This is a genomic window from Pseudobdellovibrionaceae bacterium, assembly GCA_023954155.1.
Lineage (GTDB): Bacteria > Bdellovibrionota > Bdellovibrionia > Bdellovibrionales > UBA1609 > JAMLIO01.
This window is the reverse complement of sequence record JAMLIO010000005.1, coordinates 115613-133946: the sequence shown is the minus strand read 5'-3', so window position 1 is coordinate 133946 and position 18334 is coordinate 115613. Positions and strand designations below refer to the sequence as shown.

11 protein-coding genes and 1 pseudogene are annotated in these 18334 nt (G+C 40.6%); 1 reads left to right on the top strand and 11 read right to left on the bottom strand.

Translation table 11 applies throughout. The annotated features are described in order from the left end of the window. Positions 1 to 30 precede the first annotated feature (30 nt). The 4 genes from M9899_07525 to M9899_07510 form a co-directional block, all read right to left on the bottom strand. Positions 31 to 873 carry a hypothetical protein gene (locus M9899_07525; protein ID MCO5114008.1) on the bottom strand — a complete coding sequence of 281 codons (843 nt, stop codon included), beginning with the start codon at positions 871 to 873 and terminating at the stop codon, positions 31 to 33. 261 nt (positions 874 to 1134) lie between these two features. Next, a complete protein-coding gene (locus M9899_07520; protein ID MCO5114007.1) occupies positions 1135 to 5211 on the bottom strand; it encodes a zinc-dependent metalloprotease in 4077 nt (1358 codons plus the stop codon). 43 nt (positions 5212 to 5254) lie between these two features. After that, positions 5255 to 6427 (bottom strand): hypothetical protein, encoded by a 1173-nt coding sequence (locus tag M9899_07515; protein ID MCO5114006.1) that lies wholly within the window; start codon positions 6425 to 6427, stop codon positions 5255 to 5257. Between the two features lie 335 nt (positions 6428 to 6762). Then, on the bottom strand, positions 6763 to 7938 hold the full coding sequence (locus M9899_07510) for a cysteine desulfurase (GenBank protein ID MCO5114005.1): 1176 nt from the start codon (positions 7936 to 7938) through the stop codon (positions 6763 to 6765). A gap of 619 nt (positions 7939 to 8557) precedes the next feature. Between M9899_07510 and M9899_07505 the strand changes: the two genes are divergently transcribed. After that, positions 8558 to 9031: a hypothetical protein gene (locus tag M9899_07505; protein ID MCO5114004.1), complete on the top strand. Its 474-nt coding sequence runs from the start codon at positions 8558 to 8560 to the stop codon at positions 9029 to 9031. Positions 9032 to 10919: 1888 nt separating this feature from the next. Here the strand turns inward: M9899_07505 and M9899_07500 are convergent. The 7 genes and pseudogenes from M9899_07500 to M9899_07470 all read right to left on the bottom strand — a co-directional run bounded on the left by M9899_07500 (position 10920) and on the right by M9899_07470 (position 18231). Continuing rightward, a complete protein-coding gene (locus M9899_07500; GenBank protein ID MCO5114003.1) occupies positions 10920 to 11642 on the bottom strand; it encodes a tRNA (adenosine(37)-N6)-threonylcarbamoyltransferase complex ATPase subunit type 1 TsaE in 723 nt (240 codons plus the stop codon). A 225-nt stretch (positions 11643 to 11867) separates the two neighbouring features. Beyond that, entirely contained in the window at positions 11868 to 13277 is a 1410-nt protein-coding gene (gene glmM, locus M9899_07495; protein ID MCO5114002.1) for a phosphoglucosamine mutase, read from the bottom strand. A 292-nt stretch (positions 13278 to 13569) separates the two neighbouring features. Beyond that, on the bottom strand, positions 13570 to 14004 hold the full coding sequence (locus tag M9899_07490) for a CdaR family protein (GenBank protein ID MCO5114001.1): 435 nt from the start codon (positions 14002 to 14004) through the stop codon (positions 13570 to 13572). After that, on the bottom strand, positions 14001 to 14807 hold the full coding sequence (gene cdaA, locus M9899_07485; GenBank protein ID MCO5114000.1) for a diadenylate cyclase CdaA: 807 nt from the start codon (positions 14805 to 14807) through the stop codon (positions 14001 to 14003). Before cdaA ends, M9899_07490 begins: the two co-directional genes overlap by 4 nt. A gap of 177 nt (positions 14808 to 14984) precedes the next feature. Next, positions 14985 to 16838: pseudogene (gene ftsH, locus M9899_07480) on the bottom strand (ATP-dependent zinc metalloprotease FtsH). Further along, positions 16835 to 17800 (bottom strand): tRNA lysidine(34) synthetase TilS, encoded by a 966-nt coding sequence (gene tilS / locus M9899_07475; protein ID MCO5113999.1) that lies wholly within the window; start codon positions 17798 to 17800, stop codon positions 16835 to 16837. The pseudogene ftsH and the gene tilS overlap by 4 nt, the downstream one beginning before the upstream one ends. Further along, positions 17797 to 18231, bottom strand: a complete 435-nt coding sequence (locus M9899_07470; protein ID MCO5113998.1) for an SRPBCC family protein — start codon at positions 18229 to 18231, stop codon at positions 17797 to 17799. The genes tilS and M9899_07470 overlap by 4 nt, the downstream gene beginning before the upstream one ends. Positions 18232 to 18334: the final 103 nt, after the last annotated feature.

Genomic DNA, 18334 nt, shown 5'->3' with positions numbered 1-18334 from the left:
TGACTTTTCCCCTCCCTAGAAACAAACCCACTACATAAAGTGTGTGACACTTAAGTATGTGGTTGTAAATCTCTCGTTAAAAAACTTAATGTTTGAACTTTGTCCATCAGCAGTAAGGGGGCTAGCTTGTGTGCTCGCACCCATCGTAGCACTCCACTCAGGAGTGATCACGTAAGAGGCATAACCTCCTAATAAATAGTTATTTCTGATATTGCCACCATAGGTTCTGGCCCATGACCATCCAAACTCAGCTCCTACTTGTAACTTTTCAGTTACAGAGTAGTTAGCCACACCAAAACTGGATAAGGTGTTTTGAATGTTGACGGCTCCAATTTCAGACACGCGATATTGGTGGAAGTTCCATCTCAAAGTGTTCAGCCACAAAAAGTAAAGTTTAGGAGTCAGTAGACTTCGTCCCAAACGCACTTGTGCGCTTCCCGCACCTACAAAGCTTGTTTGTTCGTGCATAAATTCGTTTGTCGGTAATGTGACATCCACACGAAACCTAGGCGCCCATCCCATGAATGGATCCACTGACTTTTCAAATCTGATAATGGTGTCTAAAAGACCCAATATCTCTTCGCCGTTAAATCTTTTAGAGATTCTGGTTAAAAGCCAAACGTTGGATCTTTTGATCGTTTCAGGTGAATACTTAATGCCCAGAGTGTAGGTCATCCCACTGCTGTTATCTATAGCGTCTAAGGGCTGTGGGTTGGTATCCAAAGTCACATCATTTAGAAAATTAAATTTTTGTCTTGATTGCAGCCGTTGTTCTTCGAGTGTTTGTGCCCAAGATGTATGGCCAAAAACCATCATCCCAATCATCATCCCTAATGCAAGAACAGCTTGCCGCTTGTGGTAAAAGAAATCCATTTCTTACCGCCCCTCCCAACGCTAGAATCTAGACTTTTTTACGGGGCTTGTTAAATACTTTTAATTAACACAATCTATAACGATTACTTATGGATCAAGAATTGGATAGAAAAATGGCGGCAAGATTAGGAATTTTTGACGATGAATTAAAACGTAGTAGATTTGAGCCGCATCGGGTTAAAAATCTTAATTTATCTAAAAAAAGAGCTTATAACGTTTCGCGCTATAAGCTCTACTATAATTAAATACAATCTGAAGAAATTACCTAGTCACATCAAGGCCTGCGAACTGCTTAATCACTGACTCAAGCTGCTGCTTATAAAAAGTAGCCTCTTGCTGTTCAAAGTCTTGCACGTAGTTGATGTTCTCAGGAACACGCTCCTGCCAAAGACCTACAGCTCCAGGAAGTTTGACTTGCAGATAGTTTTTCACAAGACCCATCTGTGTAACTGGAATCGTGATACCGAATTGAGTTTGAAGTTCACCAGCAAAGCCTGATTCAGAAAGCCTTTTCAAAATGGCTTCCGCTTCTGCTACATTGATCACACGTTTTTGTGGCTGCTCTTCACCTTCTACTTCGATTTCAACTTCGATCTCTGCCTTTCCAGACTGCTTTCCTGCCATAACCACTTGTGAAAGCATAGACATCTCATTGATGGCCTGACCATAAGGCGATACCGCAAGACTGACCTCTTTGATCATCTCTTGATCTCCTCGGCTCTCTTCAATAATTCTTTGCAAGTTTACAAATAAAGTATTGAGATCTGTCACCTTAGAGACATAGTCACTTCTGGCTTCAATACCCAAAGGTAAATTTGTGGTCAAATCCAGTACAGCTTCAAACGCATTTTGAACGGTAGGTGTTGTTCCAAAGTTCACATAAAGCGGGTTATTCATAGTTTTGTATCTATCAATCAAAAGTCCCGCAAACTGATTTTGAACTCCCGTGTAGTAATACACAGGTCCTACTTTTACAGAGTAAGCCCCACCAGGGATTTCTAATCTGTGCTGAGCAGGCATGATGTTAAAGTCACGTAGTTGTGCAGTCTTTGTCACTCCATTCGAACCAATGTTGGACTTCAGTAGCGAAATCAGCTGAGTCATATAAATATTAGACTCTTCTTTAAACTTTTTAAATCGCTTTGTGTCCTCAACTTGTAATGAAGATCCCGCTTCTTTTAAAGCGTAATTCACACGATCAGAAATATCTAGACCCACAAAGAAACGCTCCATAGTTCTAGCTTTAAAATCTTTGTAAAACTTTGGCTCATGTAAAACAGTGGCCACAAGACCCACACTTGCAGTAGGTCTAAGAAGCTTATGGTTGATACCCGAAAGCAGTTCACCCACCATGACACGATCGCCACCCACACCAATAATGTCTGGAGTGTCCACAGTGTCTTCAAGTTTTTTAGAAAAACGGATGTTATTCACTGGAATACCTAACTCAGTGATCACCTCTTCATTATATTCAGGATCTTTTAAACCACTTACAACCACCTGATCCTTACAAGACGTAACAGTAAGATCATCAGAATCGTTAATGAACTTCTCTTGTACATCACTAAATTCACGGATGTTGATCTTACCAGTTTGGATGTTTTTGGTCACACAATAGTAATTGGTCATATTTAAAATTTCCATCATGTACTTGTAGTACAAGTCAGAAATTCCCACATCCCCAGCCAGTTTGGACTTTCCATTCTTGATGGAATTCATCAAATTTTCAAACTTAGCTTCATCGTAGTTGAGTAATGTCGCATCATTAGGATCTGAAAGGTAAGATCGTAAGTTATATCTCCAGTTAGAGTATACTGCCGACATTCCCACCAAGGCATTACCACGCACACCACCACTTGCCGTAAAGTGCTGACGACCGATCTTTTTCATACCTACAACCACATCATTTCTGTATCTATCAAAATGGTACTCAATGATCTCTTTGTAAGACTGACCGTAGTCATGCAGTGCGCAGGCTGGGTCAATCACTTGCGTTCCATCAGCACGGAACATGGCTTGCTCATCAGTACAGTACAAGGTAGGACGTAAGCCTGACTTTTGTGAACTTAGATCCGTATTTGTATTGATAGGCTTAAATGCAAGCTTGTTACTTCCTGCCACAGGAATCTTTTCTGCATAAGAGTAGGCTATCGCATAAAAGTCTGAGTAGGACGGTGTGATGTTCATAATACCGTTATCACCAGAGAACCATGTCTGAAAGTAATCCATTGAAGATGAAGTTCTACCTAAGAACCTGTCCTCAGGTAAATACTTATGCAAATCTTGGAAACGATGAACTGGGAAAAGCTCTTTGAGTTCTTGAGTCGAAGCAATCGAGTTGTCTTTATCATAAGAACCATAAAAGTTATGACGTAACCCTAGCGTGTGTCCCATCTCGTGCACCGTGATGGCTTCGATACGCTTAGGGGCAATCTTTTCCAAACAGGCATTGATATAAGGTCTGTCTGTTAAAGAGTCGTTAAAAATTTGTTTTTTAGTCTTACGCGCATAAGACACAAGGTCTGGACAGAAGTGTCTGACTTCAGCCACAAATCCCTTCATGATCTCGCGTTTACTGATGTCTTCAGAAAAGACCGTGTCACTGATTAAACCTCTTTCAATATTTAAAACTTTATTCAAGTCCCTAGAAATATTGGCAATGGTGGTTGCCACATACACGTTGACTGTACCATTGATGATCTCACCTGTTGTAGGATCAGCAATAGTCGGTCCCACACCACCCGATCCATCATTTGCAAGGTTGGTGATGATATTGATGGTGTTATATTCAAAGTCCCCAAGCTCGTTATCATCTTGGTCATCAAGATGCACTCTGGATTTGGCACCCACAAGTTCAAACACACGGTTCCAGTAGGCTACAGAGTTGGCTCCGATTTTTCTATAATCAATTTTTAGGCCGTAGACATCGGTTTCACCCTGAGCTAATTTAGGTGTTAAAGTCGAAAATCTAAACGTGATGTTCTTATTAGGGTTAAATCTATTGATCAGAACGTCTTTTTCAGAGTCCCCTTCACCATAATTGTTAATATCAATCAATTTAAACTTTTGCGTTTTAAATAGCCCAAACACCTTAGAGTCTTCTTTAAAGTACACTCTAGGTTTATAATCAGACTCTTTAAGTCTCATAAAAGAGTATCTTCTTTTGATACCACTAGCCACAGTGTGAACTGTAAAGCTAAATGTATCTTTAGAAAATTTAATATCTGATAACTCCAAACCACGAAAATAGTCTGCAGTTTGACTTGCAGAGTTTCCATCCACAGCAATGGCCTTTACCAGTTTAAAATCCAATCCTACATATCTTCTTTGGTTAAAGTCGTTTGCAGGAAAAATCTCTTCGGCTAAACTTTCAAATTTTCCGTCGGTTTTAACACGGAAGTCATACCACTCGGCTGGAATGTTTAAGGCGTCGTTAAGTTGGTCTTCAGGGATATGGGCTCTGTCATCCACAACCACGTTCACCGCACGTAAGAAGTCTTTACCGCGTAAAAACTTAATGCGTGTGGCTTGGGCTCTTAAAGATGAGTCCATACCTGCATCAAAGTATCCCATTGAGGATTCTTGACCTTGACGAGTCGATACGATGGTTGTTGCAAAATACCAATCTCCTTTAAAGTATTCAAACGGAAATAAGTTGCTCTTTGAAACACGAGTAAAAGGGATGAACGACTCTTTATCTAATTTATAGTGGGTTGCAGTCTTATAGTTTTCTGGGGCCACTGGATAAAAATCAATCACATTGGTCTTTCTTTTATCGGCATTCACCACATGCTGTCTGCTGAAATAGCTGATACCATAACCACCAACAGGAACCCACCATGTGTCATTGCCCATCTTTTTACTATAAGGGGCCTCGTAGTGAGTCATGTCTTTGGCAGGGATCTCTTTATAAATTTTTAAATACTTGGGGGTCAGCTCATAACGAACTTTATATTCCGTACCTGCCTTACCAAATAGCTTGATTTGATCAATGTGTGAAGCCAATAAAGGAGCATTGGTCTGAAACTCAACGTAATGCGGAAACTCAAATCCTGCATCAGGAGAAATTCTCACACTTGCTGCGTCTGAAAGATCACCTATAGTTGCCGTTTCGCCTGTGATGATCACGTGTCCTGAAACGCTTTCAGCTTTCACATGTGATACAGCAGGGTCATCAATTGCATTTAAAAATGAATCAATGTCTCCACCTTTAGGAATTTCTCTGAACTGCTCGGGGTCCGTGTGTGCTGGCGAGATCATATCTGGTCGCTTTTTCACACATCCCGTCTGCAAAACAAAGGCTGCTGAGAATAACATTAGGGTTAGCTTTAGTTTCATACTTTTTCTCCTTTATGATTCAAAACCACGGTTCGCCGTTGTTTTAAATGCTATAAGACAGTCCTAAACTGTAATAACTTTTATTGTTGTCAAATAATCTATCGTTAGTGATCGCACGATCGCGCCACATATAATCTAAATTCATTTGTATCTTATCACCAATGGGAAATAATACCCCTGCATTGACCGTTTCAATCCAATCCAGGTTGGAGTCATAGTCGTATCTAGCGTGAGCCGAAAAAGCTCCATACATACTGATTTTCTTCCAAACGTTATAACTTAAAGACGCTCCTAGTACTGTGCCCAAAGGTGAATTCACCTCATAGCCCATGGCATCCCCATCATCATATTTAAAGTGAGCCAGCACCAAAGAGGCACTCACCGCAGACATCAATTTAGGTGTGAGCCGTGTGCGCATTTGGGCTGTACTTACAAGTTGCGCCACTAAAGACTTATCACGTGAGCGCATAGATGTAGGCAAAGTCAGTCTTGAGCTAAAAGTCACAATGGATTGAATTTCATCTAGTCTGATATAACCTGGTAAACTCACACCAAGGCGTAAATCTGTAAGTCCATAAAGTCTTGGGTTGGAACTCTCTCCATTAAATACAAAAGACTTATCAAAAGCGGAATAAAGGATCGAATCATAACCTAGGTTGAAGCTTAAAAAGACATTCTTTTTAAATTGATATTGGCCTGATACAGAATAAGTAGAATAGTAGTCCGAAAGCTCATCTAGACTTCTATAAGCACCAACGTCTAACACAAAACTCCAAGGGTTTTGCGCAAAGTAGGTCTGCTGTTCTTGTAACGTCATAGAGTCTCTGTTTAAAACTTCTGAGGCATTAGATGAGGCCGATGCATTTGATGTTTTTAAAGATGTGGTGTTGGAACCTGACTTGCTCTGAGTTGCGGAGTTGGATTTATTTTTTAACTGCGATTTAGATGTATGACCAGATGTCGATGCCACTGATTGCGAGGCCGATGCAGACTGAGGTGTGGCATTAACTTTATGTTGGGCCAACTTTTGATCTTGTTGTCTTTGTACTTTTTCATCTTGAGGAGTCAGACAACGAACTCTTTCACAGTCCACAAGACTTACAGATTGAGCAAAGCTCAACGAAGACCACAATAATAATAAGGAGGCACCAAGGCCCAATAGCGATTTCATCATCATATGTAAGATATGCAATATAAAGACCACCAAAGAAGCCATAATTTTCTATTATGAGCCCATTAAATTTCTGTATTTATATGATATTTCAATAGGTTATATCCAAGACTTCAAGTGAGAGATGGCCTCACAGATCCTAGACATGACAAGCTCAAGCCATCAAGCCCCACCTTAAAGTGACAAAAAGAAGCCCTACTTTTGCAAAAAAGCTATTGGATATCTTTACTTGATTACTCTCGCTTTCAACTCATCATATCTGGGATTCGTATCCGCTTAACTATGACTTGAGCTTATCATGTCTGGGTTTTGTGCCGCTTAACTATGACTTGAGCTTATCATGTCTGGGTTTTGTGCCGCTTAACTATGGCTTGATCTTATTATATCTGGGACTTGTACCCGCTTAACTCTCTAAGCTTTTCTACTGTGTCGACAAGTGTTTGAACAAAACTCTCGATGTGCTCTAGGGTTGTGGCTTTTCCTAGGCTGACTCGCAGTGAACTTTGGGCTTCGGCTTTTGAGATTCCCATAGCTAAAAGCACAGGGCTGGGTTCGGGGCTTCCCGCGCTGCAAGCGGCCCCCGTGCTGACTTCAAACCCCTTAAGGTCTAGGTTGATCAACATGTTCTCACCATCAACACCCGAAATGATCAAGTGAGAGGTGTTACACAAGCGGCTCTGCCCGTGGGCAGTGATGTCTATGTCTGCGATCTTCTCTTTGACTTGAGCTTCAAAATGATCGCGCAGTTTTTCAACCTCTTGCAAACGGCTTAGAATATCTGGAATCTTGTCAAGCATAAAACCAAGGGCGGCGATGGCTAAAATGTTTTCTGTGCCTGCTCTACGGGAACGCTCCTGTCCTCCGCCATGGATAAGGCTTTCAAGAGGCAGACCTTTACGACAATAAAGTATTCCGCAACCTTTTAAGGCATAAAATTTATGCGCTGAAAAAGAAGCCAAATCCACATTTAAGTCTTTAAGGCAGAACTCTTTTTTTCCAAAGAATTGAACCGCATCACAGTGAAAAAGAGCACCATACTCATGAGCCATTTGACATAGGTCTTTGATGGGAAAAATGACTCCCGTCTCGTTATTCGCGGCCATGAAAGAGACAAGTCCCACTTTTTGGGTCGCAAGAACTTTTTGATACTGCTTAATATCCAACTCTCCTTGTCTGTTCACAGGTATGATCTCGACATTCCATCCCCACTTGGCGATGGCCTTTACGGTATTTAAAACACTGGGGTGCTCTACAGCTGAGGTCACTAGCGTGTCCTTGCCTAAAGTTTTGAAATGCTCAAGCAGACCTTTAAGGGCCAGATTGTTGGCTTCACTTCCCCCACTGGTAAAGATCAGTTCTAGAGGGTGGGAGCCGATCAGTTCCGCAAGTTTGCGTCGGGTTTCACGAAGGATGCGCTTGGGCTCGCGGGCCGAGGTGTATATGGAGCTAGGGTTTCCCCAATACGGCAGAAACTCACCAATGTACCCCATCAACTCTTCGTCTATAGGAGTTGTCGCATTATGATCCAAATAACATCTTACGCTTTGCTGTGACACTTTTCCCTCGTCGATGATAGTTTTGTCTCATTATGATCCAAATATACTATAGATTCCATTTAATAGCCTTTTAGCTTTATTATCTTCTTCGTTCTTAGGAGCGTCTCTTTTCCATTTCAAATAGCGAGCCTCTCTAGGGAGCCAACACTCGTAGTGTTGAAGCCGTAACTTTTGATTCCATTTCAAAAGACGTGCCTCCCTAGGTGAGAGTTTATCAAAGTCGCTGCTTTCGCTCCATTTCCAAGCCCTTTAACCTGTGATATCTCCTACACTTTTTAGAGGCTTTTCAGCCTTCTGGCAATGGCATTTATTATGAGCTAGGTAGAGATCGTGCCCCACAGGAAGCTCACTCAGCGCTAGAACCTCTTAATAAGACTATACTCCATCGTCACTTAGATTTTTTGGCAGAACTCTAGATCTCCAACATTTCTTAGGCTTTCTTGCAAAATCCTAGATTTCCAAGATATTTCTTGGACTTTCTAGCAACACTATTTACCTGTATGGGTTTAAATACAGATAGGGGAAATAAATCCCATGCCAAAGGCTATATTTCCTGTCTTAGCTCAATTACGGGTTCGTTTTACCGATAATTTAATATCGCTACAGAAAAGAGGGATGTATGTTGGAATCGTGGTGTGAGGCTTTAAACGTCAGTGCACAAAAATATGCCGAGCTTAAGGACAAAGCTCCTATGGGATGCTCACCTTTATTTTATGGTTTAAAGTCAGGAGCCCTAAACTTTGAAGACTATAAAAAATGGGCCACCAAAAAATACAATATTCCTTTTATGCTGGACAATGCTTTGGATAATATTGAGCTGCTGACACAGATTCAAACTTACTGTGGTAAAAGCCAACTTAAATTCACACAAGGTCACGAGAGCATTGCCTTTTACAAATACAAGGACATGAAATATGTGGCTTGTTTTTATCCCGAATTTTATGCCAAACAGGACGATGAACTTTTAATTCTGGTGTCCCCCACTACTTTTGAAATTTTTAAAACTTTTAATGCCAACGTTGAAGTGTCTGAGGTGTATGAGTTCACAAACACCAATACAAATAACCAAGATATTTTCAAAAAAGTAGGTTAATAAGCAGTTAAGTCGCGAGACGTTTAGATTTGTGAACGTTCAGAGTAGAAAATTTAGATCGTAGTTATCAGCATTTCAGATGTCCATATTTATGAACATTCAGAGTGAAATGGTTTAGCATGTATCTGTCATTTGAGCGACTCAGATTTTTCTCTGAATGAAGAATCTAGATCGTCTCTATCAGACCGTGAAATATTCATATTCATGAATGTTCAGAGTAAAAAAACTTTAAATAAATTGCTCTCATTTCTGCTTCAAATTTTCATCTATAAAAATTAAAAATCCAAATGATGTTACATCATAAATATCCAACGCAAAATATAAAATTACAAAAATAATTTGACACATTTTCTTGATCCCTAAAACCTCCGACAATAATTGCTATTTAGTTATCCCAAAACTTTTGTCTCAAGCATTCGGAGCTTCTTTAGAATTGCTTTATATCTCTTATATACTGGTATTTATACTGCACTTCAAACCTTAGAAAATTACATTTTTAAAACTCGTGGTATATCTGTGTTGAATAGAAATAGAAATAGAAATAGAAATAGAAATAGAAATAGAAATAGAAATAGAAATAGAAATAGAAATAGAAATAGAAATAGAAATAGAAATAGAAATAGAAATAGAAATAGAAATAGAAAAAAAGCATTCACTAGCTTACAAAATATGTTTAACCCTGGATACCAAATCATGAACTTAAAACACTTAACTGACGATCAACTGAATTCTGATTTAAGAAAACTAGTTGCAGAAGAAAGAACTCTCCTAACAACTATTCTGTATCATCTTAAAGAAGTGAACAGCGTAAACTTTTGTGGAATATAAATGCAGTAGCTTTATTTGATTATGCTTGCAGGGAACCCAAATACTCTTCAGATCAAATATAGACAATTCAAGCCATGAGACTTTTAAAGCAAATACCTGAAAGTATGGCTCAAAGATTAACTCTGGTGAACTTAGTCTTTCTAATATCAATCAAGCTCAAGGTTTTTTAATGAAAACAAAATACTAAACCCCAGCTTCAATCCTTAAAAAACTCGTCAAATAAATCTGTTCGTGAGGGACAAAAAGAAATTTCGCTTTCCCCGCCCTTGCCCCAAGAAACTCAAAAACAAGTCAGTCCCACACATACTCATGTGAGCTTTAACATGTCAAAATTGTTAGAGCAAAAACTAGAAGCCACGAAATCTCTGTGGGACCAGCCTATAATATGTCTATGGCAGAGTTCATTGAAACCCTAGCTGATCTTGCCTCTGAAAAACTTCAAGAAAAGAAGTTTGGCAAAAAGAAGCTATAGAAGGCGTTTCTCATCAACAATCTACAATTTCGAGTTCAACGACTCACGACACTGAATTTAATTCTTCATAAAACAAGTTCAAGCTCTTGTAAAAAAACAACTCTCTACCCTGAACGTTCAGGGTGATTTGCAACAATCAACTTGTCATTATTAAAGATCATTTTAATAAAAATCCTAGATATATTCATAAAGATAGAAAGCATCATTTGGCATAGAGATAAAGCCCAGTGCACTCGATGTCATTCCTACTAATTTACACTTAGATCATATCAAACAGCATAACCTGGTGGGCAGACTCACGTGCATAATTTGCGACTGTTATGTTTTCACTGTAACCAGAGAGACATAGAATAAATATGAGACTTGGTGGCTGAGTTGAGCGTTGTGGGTGGCTCACATGCTGCCGATGTTTAGTATAGAACAAATTGCGGCTTGGTGGTTGACTTGGACATCATCAAGCTGCTCGCATAACATTGATATTTGATATAGAATAACTTGAGGCTTGGTGCTGAGTTGGGTGTCATCTATAGAAAATTACTGAGCCCTCAATTTTTAGACGAGGTAAAAATTAAAAAAACCAGATATAATTTAAAAATTTAAAGGACTGTTGATTTTTGTAATTGTGTATTGGCGGGAGTCATTGAGAAATTCATCTTCGCTTTCAAGAATGTGAGTAGGATTTTTTTTAGACCCATTATCAGATTTATGAATGGAATTGTTTTGGGAGTCACCATCAGATTCGTTAATAAACTTATTTTTAGGTTCATCATCAAGTGCGCTAACGGTGTCTTCTAATACATAATCTGGGTGGGTGATTTTGATTTCATAGGTGGGGCGATTTGGTAGATCTTCTGGATCAATTCTTTCGGCCCATTCGATAAAAATGATGGATTTAGGATCATCTAAGACATCCCATAATCCTACTGAAGCAATTTGATCTTCGTCTTCTAGACGATAGAGATCAATGTGATAGATGGTGTAATTCTTAAGCTTGTACTCTTGAATTAAATTATAACTGGGAGATGAGAACTGAACGGCACGTAAGTTAGGTTTAGCGGCTTCTCCTACTTGGGTAAAACGATTCTCTGTTGTATTTTTTTCTATTTCGGTAAGCTGGGCGTCTTTCTCTGTTTCGACAAATAGAGTGTCTTTTTCTATTTTGGCAAAACGATCTTCGACAAAGTTTCGTACTAAAGTGGTTTTACCCATTCCGAGATCAGCACGCAAAAGCACTATATCGCCCACCTTCAGACTATCAAAAAATAGCCCTAGGTGATCTTTGAGTTCTTTTTCCGCACTATGTAATTCCACTTATTCACTCTTTTTCTTATTTAAAATTGTTTCGTCTTCTACTTACAAATAATGAGCTTCAATTACAATCTTCCAAATACATACTCTTCTATTATAATTTCAAATCTTTTATACTTTCACACCAGAATATTGATTATAACTTTTTACATATCCTCTTATAACTCATAGTTTCTAAAGCTTTATCCTTTTCACTTAAATCTGTAATTGAGACTTTATCCTTTTCACTTAAAGCTGCAACTGAGACTTTATCCAGTTAGAAATTTCTTCGGAGCAACTGACAGCGAGTTCTACTTCTGAGGCTTCGACCAATACGCGAATCAAGGGTTCTGTTCCTGAATAGCGCACAAAGACTCGACCTGAATCTTTAAGTTTGGCTTCCACTTTGGAAATCATCTCGTAGTAACCTGGAATTTCTTCTAAAGGAATTTTTTGTGATACAGGAATATTTTTTAAAATTTGCGGAGCATTGGTCATGATATTACGTAGCTCGCTAAGCTTTTTGTTTTTTTTCAGCGCCACTTCCAAAATCTTTAAAGCCGCCACAAGTCCGTCCCCCGTTGTGGAGTGGTCCAAAAAGATCACATGTCCAGACTGCTCGCCACCAAGAATAAAACCTTGGTTGCGCATGGCTTCGACTACATATTTATCCCCCACATTGGCGCGATGAACTTTGATGTCATGCTTTTTAAGCAACTGATCTAATCCAATGTTACTCATGTGAGTCGCCACCACTGTGTTTTTCAGCAGACGTCCCTCTTCTTTCAATTGCAAAGCGCAGATCGCAAGGATTCTATCCCCATCCATGATCTCGCCCTCTTCGTCACATAGGATCACTCTGTCCGCATCCCCATCCAAAGAAACACCAATGTCAGCACGGTACTTTCGCACGTTTTCCGAAATCTGTTCAGGATTCAGAGCCCCTGATTTTTTATTCACATTAAACCCATCAGGTCTATTACCAATCACAATGACTTCCGCACCTAATTCTTCAAACACCATGGGTGCTACCTTATAAGAGGCCCCATTGGCACAATCCAAAACAATCCGAAGCCCTTCAAGCGATAAATCCAAAGGAAAGGTGCTTTTGACATAAACTAAATATCTTCCTAAAGCGTCATCAATTCTTTTGGTGCGACCAATTTCATCGTGGCTTTTTAAGAATTTATTCATGTCTTGATGTAAGACTAAGTTTTCAATTTCTAATTCTTGCTCATCAGAAATTTTAAAACCATCTGGTCCAAAAATTTTAATTCCATTATCATAAAAAGGATTATGCGAAGCCGAGATCACAATCCCCGCAGAAGCTCGCATGTTTGTCGCTAAAAAACCAATCCCAGGTGTTGGCAGCGGACCTACAAGTTGCACATGCACACCCATAGAATTTAACCCCGCAGCCAAACACTGCTCGACCATATATCCTGAAAGTCGGGTGTCTTTACCGATCACAACCTTGGGGCGCTCTTCTTTTTTACGAAGCACAAACCCAAGAGCCTGTCCTAGTTTCACAATAATGTCAGGAGTGATAGGAAACTTTCCCGCCGTACCCCGCACACCATCTGTGCCAAATAATTTTTTGCCGACAGAGGAAGACGCTCCACCCGTAGAGTCTGGACCACTAGAACCTTCGGAACCCACCTTGACGGCTCCAAAAGAACTAGGACCATCAGAACTCATTTTTATTTCAGTATCTAAGATTCTAGAATCTACAGTTTTAACTTCCACTGCGTTCAAAGATTTAGAATTCGTAGCAGATACGGTATGACTTCCTACCACAGGGGCAGTGTCTTTGTTTGCCGTCACAGTTGCAACTGTCTCTTTTGTAGACATTGCATTTTTATTTGAGCCCGTTTCTTTGTTTACCGTTGTTTCAGCTACATCTTTTGTAGCCCCTGTTTTTTTATTTGAATCCGTTTTTTTACTCATAAGTCTAATCCTTTTGGGAGGCTTTTCTTAAAACCACTGGCACTCGGCTGGGTTTTAAAGACTCCACTTTTACTCCAAGAGGAAGGTTAAGACCATCCTTTGGCACCTCGACTGTAAATAATCCACCCACTGGATATTGAGTGATATCAATTTTTAAATTTAAAGGAGATTCGTTCAACTTACGAAGCGCACTGCTTGGTCCCGTGAAGTACACCTTCACCTTTTGCACGGACTCGAGCATCTCCACTCCCGAACGCAGTTGATACTCTAACAGCACGTCCTTTTCTACACTGTTCTCTTTCTGGCCTAAGATGAACACCCACATAATACCTGCCACAACCAGTGCCAGACCTTTTTGTTTTGTGTTATGGAAAAACAAACCCTTAATGGATTTGACAGTTCGTTGGAGTAAAGATTCTTTAGGTTTTAAAACAATCATTCTTCATCTCCAAACTCTAAAAACTCCACCACATCCTGTTTCAAATCCGCAACGTCTTGGGTGCTGTGCATAGTTCCGAACTCCACAAATCCAATCGCGCGTCGTTCTTCACTGACAATGAAAACCTTAGCATCTGTCAATTCTGTGATTCCAAAAGCAGCACGATGACGAGTCCCCAATTTTTTATCTAAAGCAGGATTCTGACTTAAGGGCAAAAAGTTTCCTGCGGATTCAATACGTCCTTCACGAATCAACACCGCTCCATCATGTAAAGGTGTTGAGGGTTGAAATAAACTGACCAAAAGCTCTGAAGTCACATCCGCATTGATCATCACACCGTTTTCAATAAAGGAATCAATGTTCATGTCCTTTTCAACAATGATCAAAGCCCCCCAGTTTCTACGTGTGAGTTCCTTAAGAGCCTTCGTCACCTCTTCAGCAATACGATTAGCCTCTACTCGAGAGATGTTTCTCGAAAATAAAGGGGCTCCAATTTCAATCAAGACCTTACGGATTTCATTTTGGAATAAGATCACCAGAATCAAAAGCAAGTTAGAGAAAAAGTTGTCTAAGATAAAATACACAGACATCAGTTTAAAGTTGTAACTGACTCCGTATAAGGCGGCTAAAAACAAAATCCCCGCAAGAATCTTAATGATGCCTGACTTTTCAGTCATGCGCATCACCCGATAGACCAACACCCAAAGGATCAACAGATCAAAGATATCTTTATACGTCAGCTGAAGCACAAAGGACTGTGCGAAGCTAAGTATCATGTGGTAGGAGTTGATCAATGCTGTCATATTCTAAGTTGTATCCTGTTTTAAAAACTAGGCGGGACTCCCTACTGGACTGGGGTCACCTAAACCTGATTTATCATCATCAGGGGTTTGGGATGACACTTCATCTTTAAGTCCTTTTGATTTTTTGTCGTTCTCTTCTTTTAAACTGGCTGAACGCTGTTCACGACCCTTACGCAGGTCTTCTACGGATTTCCCCGCAATCAGCTCATCCACCTCACGTCCATCAATAGTTTCAAACTCCATAAGAGCTTGAGTCAGACGTTCTAAAGCGTCTTTCTTTTCAGTGAGGATGTCGGTGGCTTTTTTATAGCCTTCCATAATAATACGATGAATCTCGGCATCAATCTCTTGAGCCTTAGCATCCGAGTAGTCACGGCTGCGCTGACCACTTTGCAATCCTAAAAACACAGGGCCTTCATTCTTTTCATAAGCCAAAGGACCTACTTTAGAACTCATGCCCCACTCTGTGACCATCTTTCTAGCGATCTCTGTCGCACGTTCAATGTCGTTGCTGGCACCCGTGGTGAAGTCCTTAAAGATGATCTCCTCAGCCACCCGACCACCAAATAAAAACGCGATCATGTTTTCGGCTTGGCTTTTGCTGTAACTGATCTGATCTCTTTCAGGTAAAGTCTGAGTCACACCCAGAGCCATACCTCTAGGAATGATAGTGACCTTATGAACAGGGTCCAAACCTGGAAGTGAGCGTCCCACAAGAGTGTGTCCCGCTTCATGATAAGCGGTATTGAGCTTTTCCTCTTCAGACATCGTCATAGACTTACGTTCTGCACCCATCAAAATTTTATCGCGCGCATTCTCAAGATCATCGTTATCAATGATCTTTTTACGAGCGCGCGCTGCGAGTAAAGCCGCCTCGTTGATCAGGTTAGCAAGGTCTGCTCCCGAAAACCCTGGAGTACCCCTAGCCACCACTTTAAGATCCACTTCATCGGACAAAGGAGTTTTACGAGTGTGCACTTTTAAAATCGCCATACGACCTTCAAGATCAGGTTTGCCCACCACCACTCGACGGTCAAAGCGACCTGGTCTTAACAAAGCAGGGTCAAGCACGTCAGGGCGGTTGGTCGCTGCAATGATAATGATCCCTTGGTGATCGCCAAATCCATCCATCTCCACAAGAAGTTGGTTTAGGGTCTGCTCACGCTCATCGTGTCCACCACCCATACCTGCGCCACGGTGTCTTCCCACAGCATCAATCTCGTCAATGAACACGATACACGGTGCACTTTTGTGAGCCTGCTCAAACATGTCACGCACACGACTGGCTCCCACACCTACAAACATCTCGACAAAATCCGAACCAGAAATAGAAAAGAAAGGCACTCCCGCCTCTCCTGCAACTGCCCTAGCCAGCAAAGTTTTACCTGTGCCAGGAGGTCCCACAAGCAACACACCTTTTGGAATCTTACCACCAAGGCGCGTGTAACGGCGCGGTTCTTTTAAAAAGTCCACAATCTCTTCAAGTTCTTCTTTGGCCTCGTTCACACCTGCCACATCTTTGAAGGTGACGACTTTTTTGTTTTCATTTAAAAGTTTGGCTCTACTTTTACCAAAGTTAAAAGCTTTACCCCCACCCGCTTGCAGTTGGCGCATAAAGATTACGAATAATACAAAAATCAAAATCAACGGCAGCATGTTCATAAACACACTGAGCATAAGAGAAGAGTCTTCGTTGTTGTAGTTGGGCGTAATGCCATACTGTTCAACAATTTCATAACCTTTGTCAGAAATGTTACCAGGAATTTTAAACTTAGTTCCGCCAAATTCTTTTTTGAATTCATCGGTAAACTCTGGTTTGATCACACCCTCTACTTCACCCTTAACGGTGTAAAAAGTGACTGATTCGACTTTTTTCTCTTCCAAAGCTTTTACAAATTGAGGGTAAGAAAATTCTTTTATAATTTCGTTCTCACGTTGTGACATCTGTTGAACGAAAAAAATTCCGATGACTAATACAACAAGCCATACGCCTAAAGTTTTTTGCGATGACTTTGGCACTCTATTCTTCATAAATTCTCCCTACGTGCAGTGATCTTTTCGGCATTTTTCGTCCAAAAGATGGGGCCAGTTTGAAATCTGTGCTCTTTTTGCCTTTGGTCAAGTTGCTTGATCACTTCTTCAATCTGCCCTTGTGTCAAGCTTTTGTGAGCCAGTCTTAAGTAAGAGTTTAACACAAATTTCTGCTTTTGACTGTAGGTAAAAAGCAACCATTCAGAGAGTAAAATCTCTGTAGGCACATCAACAACCTCTAGAGGTTCTCCGAGTGCCTCAAAGTCATACAGTTTTTTTAAATTCTGACTCAAACTCAGCTTTGCCCCTGGGAAACGCCCTTCTAGAGCCAGAAGCAGCTCATGTCTGATCCAATTGCGTGTGATCGTCACATCTTGATTGCTAGGATCTTCAAGATAAGGGATTTGTTTTTGCTCTAAGTGCGCCACAATGTCTTTTTTATCGCAGAGACTTAAGGGCCTAAACAGCCCTTGGTGATAAACCTTAAATCTGTCCCAACTCTGAAAGTGACTTCCTCGCAACAGGTCCATGATCTGTGATTCCAACTGATCTTCCAAATGATGCCCCAAGACTAAGATTTCTCCTTCAGACTGCCAATTCTTAAAGCATTCATAGCGAAAATTCCGAAGCTGCTCTTCGGTACGCAAAGACAAAGGTGCTTCCTGTAAAGAATTGGTCAAAAACTCTACTCCCCACATCTCACTTAAGTCCCCGACAAGCTGCACACTTTGCTGACGAAAGTCTTGCAAATGTGAGTCATCTGTCAGCCCATGATGAACATGAGCGATCCTCCACTCGTATTGAAACCGTGGTTGAAACTGCGAAAACAGCTGAGCACACGCCACAGAGTCAGCGCCCCCTGAAACCGCCACTAAAAATCGTCTTTCCCCCAAAACCCTATGGTCGCCAAAATGGGATTTGAAGGTGCGAATAAAATGATGCTCAAATGCGCTAAGATTCATGAAGAGTAAACTTCTGCCACTCTTTTTTTATAGGTTGCCAGCATCTGAGGTAAGTTCACAGCGATCAATTTTTTTGCAATCGCTCCTGGGACAAAAAGTTTAAACTCTGCCCCCACCTCATAGGTCACTTGGGTCTGCGTAGGAGAAATGGCCTTAAGCTTCCAACTGCCGTTGTTGGATTTAAAAATCTCGCCACTTTCAAAAACCCAACTCAGGCCGTTGGGTTCATCTAATGTCGCTATGATGTTGTAAGTGAACTCTTTGATCATGGATACAGAAAGCTGCACTGTTTTTTTATTGCCATTGTCTTTAAGAATCTTTGAGGCTTTCACCTCGGGTAAAAACTCCGAGTACTTTTCAAAATCAGAAATGACCGCATAAATCTGTTCAATAGGAAAATCAAAAATTTCTACTTTTTTTGCTGAAGCCATGTTTATACCTCTTATTCTTTTTTGTTTCTTAACCCAAACTGCAACACCACTTGGTCTGTTGACATATCTTTTGCACCCACTTGAACCCAACCTCATGCAATGA

Bases quoted from the DNA above. Each gene is read 5' to 3' on its own strand.
- M9899_07525 (MCO5114008.1), bottom strand. From the start codon at position 873: ATGGATTTCTTTTACCACAAGCGGCAAGCTGTTCTTGCATTAGGGATG.
- M9899_07520 (MCO5114007.1), bottom strand. From the start codon at position 5,211: ATGAAACTAAAGCTAACCCTAATGTTATTCTCAGCAGCCTTTGTTTTG.
- M9899_07515 (MCO5114006.1), bottom strand. From the start codon at position 6,427: ATGGCTTCTTTGGTGGTCTTTATATTGCATATCTTACATATGATGATG.
- M9899_07505 (MCO5114004.1), top strand. From the start codon at position 8,558: ATGTTGGAATCGTGGTGTGAGGCTTTAAACGTCAGTGCACAAAAATAT.
- M9899_07490 (MCO5114001.1), bottom strand. From the start codon at position 14,004: ATGATTGTTTTAAAACCTAAAGAATCTTTACTCCAACGAACTGTCAAA.
- cdaA (MCO5114000.1), bottom strand. From the start codon at position 14,807: ATGACAGCATTGATCAACTCCTACCACATGATACTTAGCTTCGCACAG.
- tilS (MCO5113999.1), bottom strand. From the start codon at position 17,800: ATGAATCTTAGCGCATTTGAGCATCATTTTATTCGCACCTTCAAATCC.
- M9899_07470 (MCO5113998.1), bottom strand. From the start codon at position 18,231: ATGGCTTCAGCAAAAAAAGTAGAAATTTTTGATTTTCCTATTGAACAG.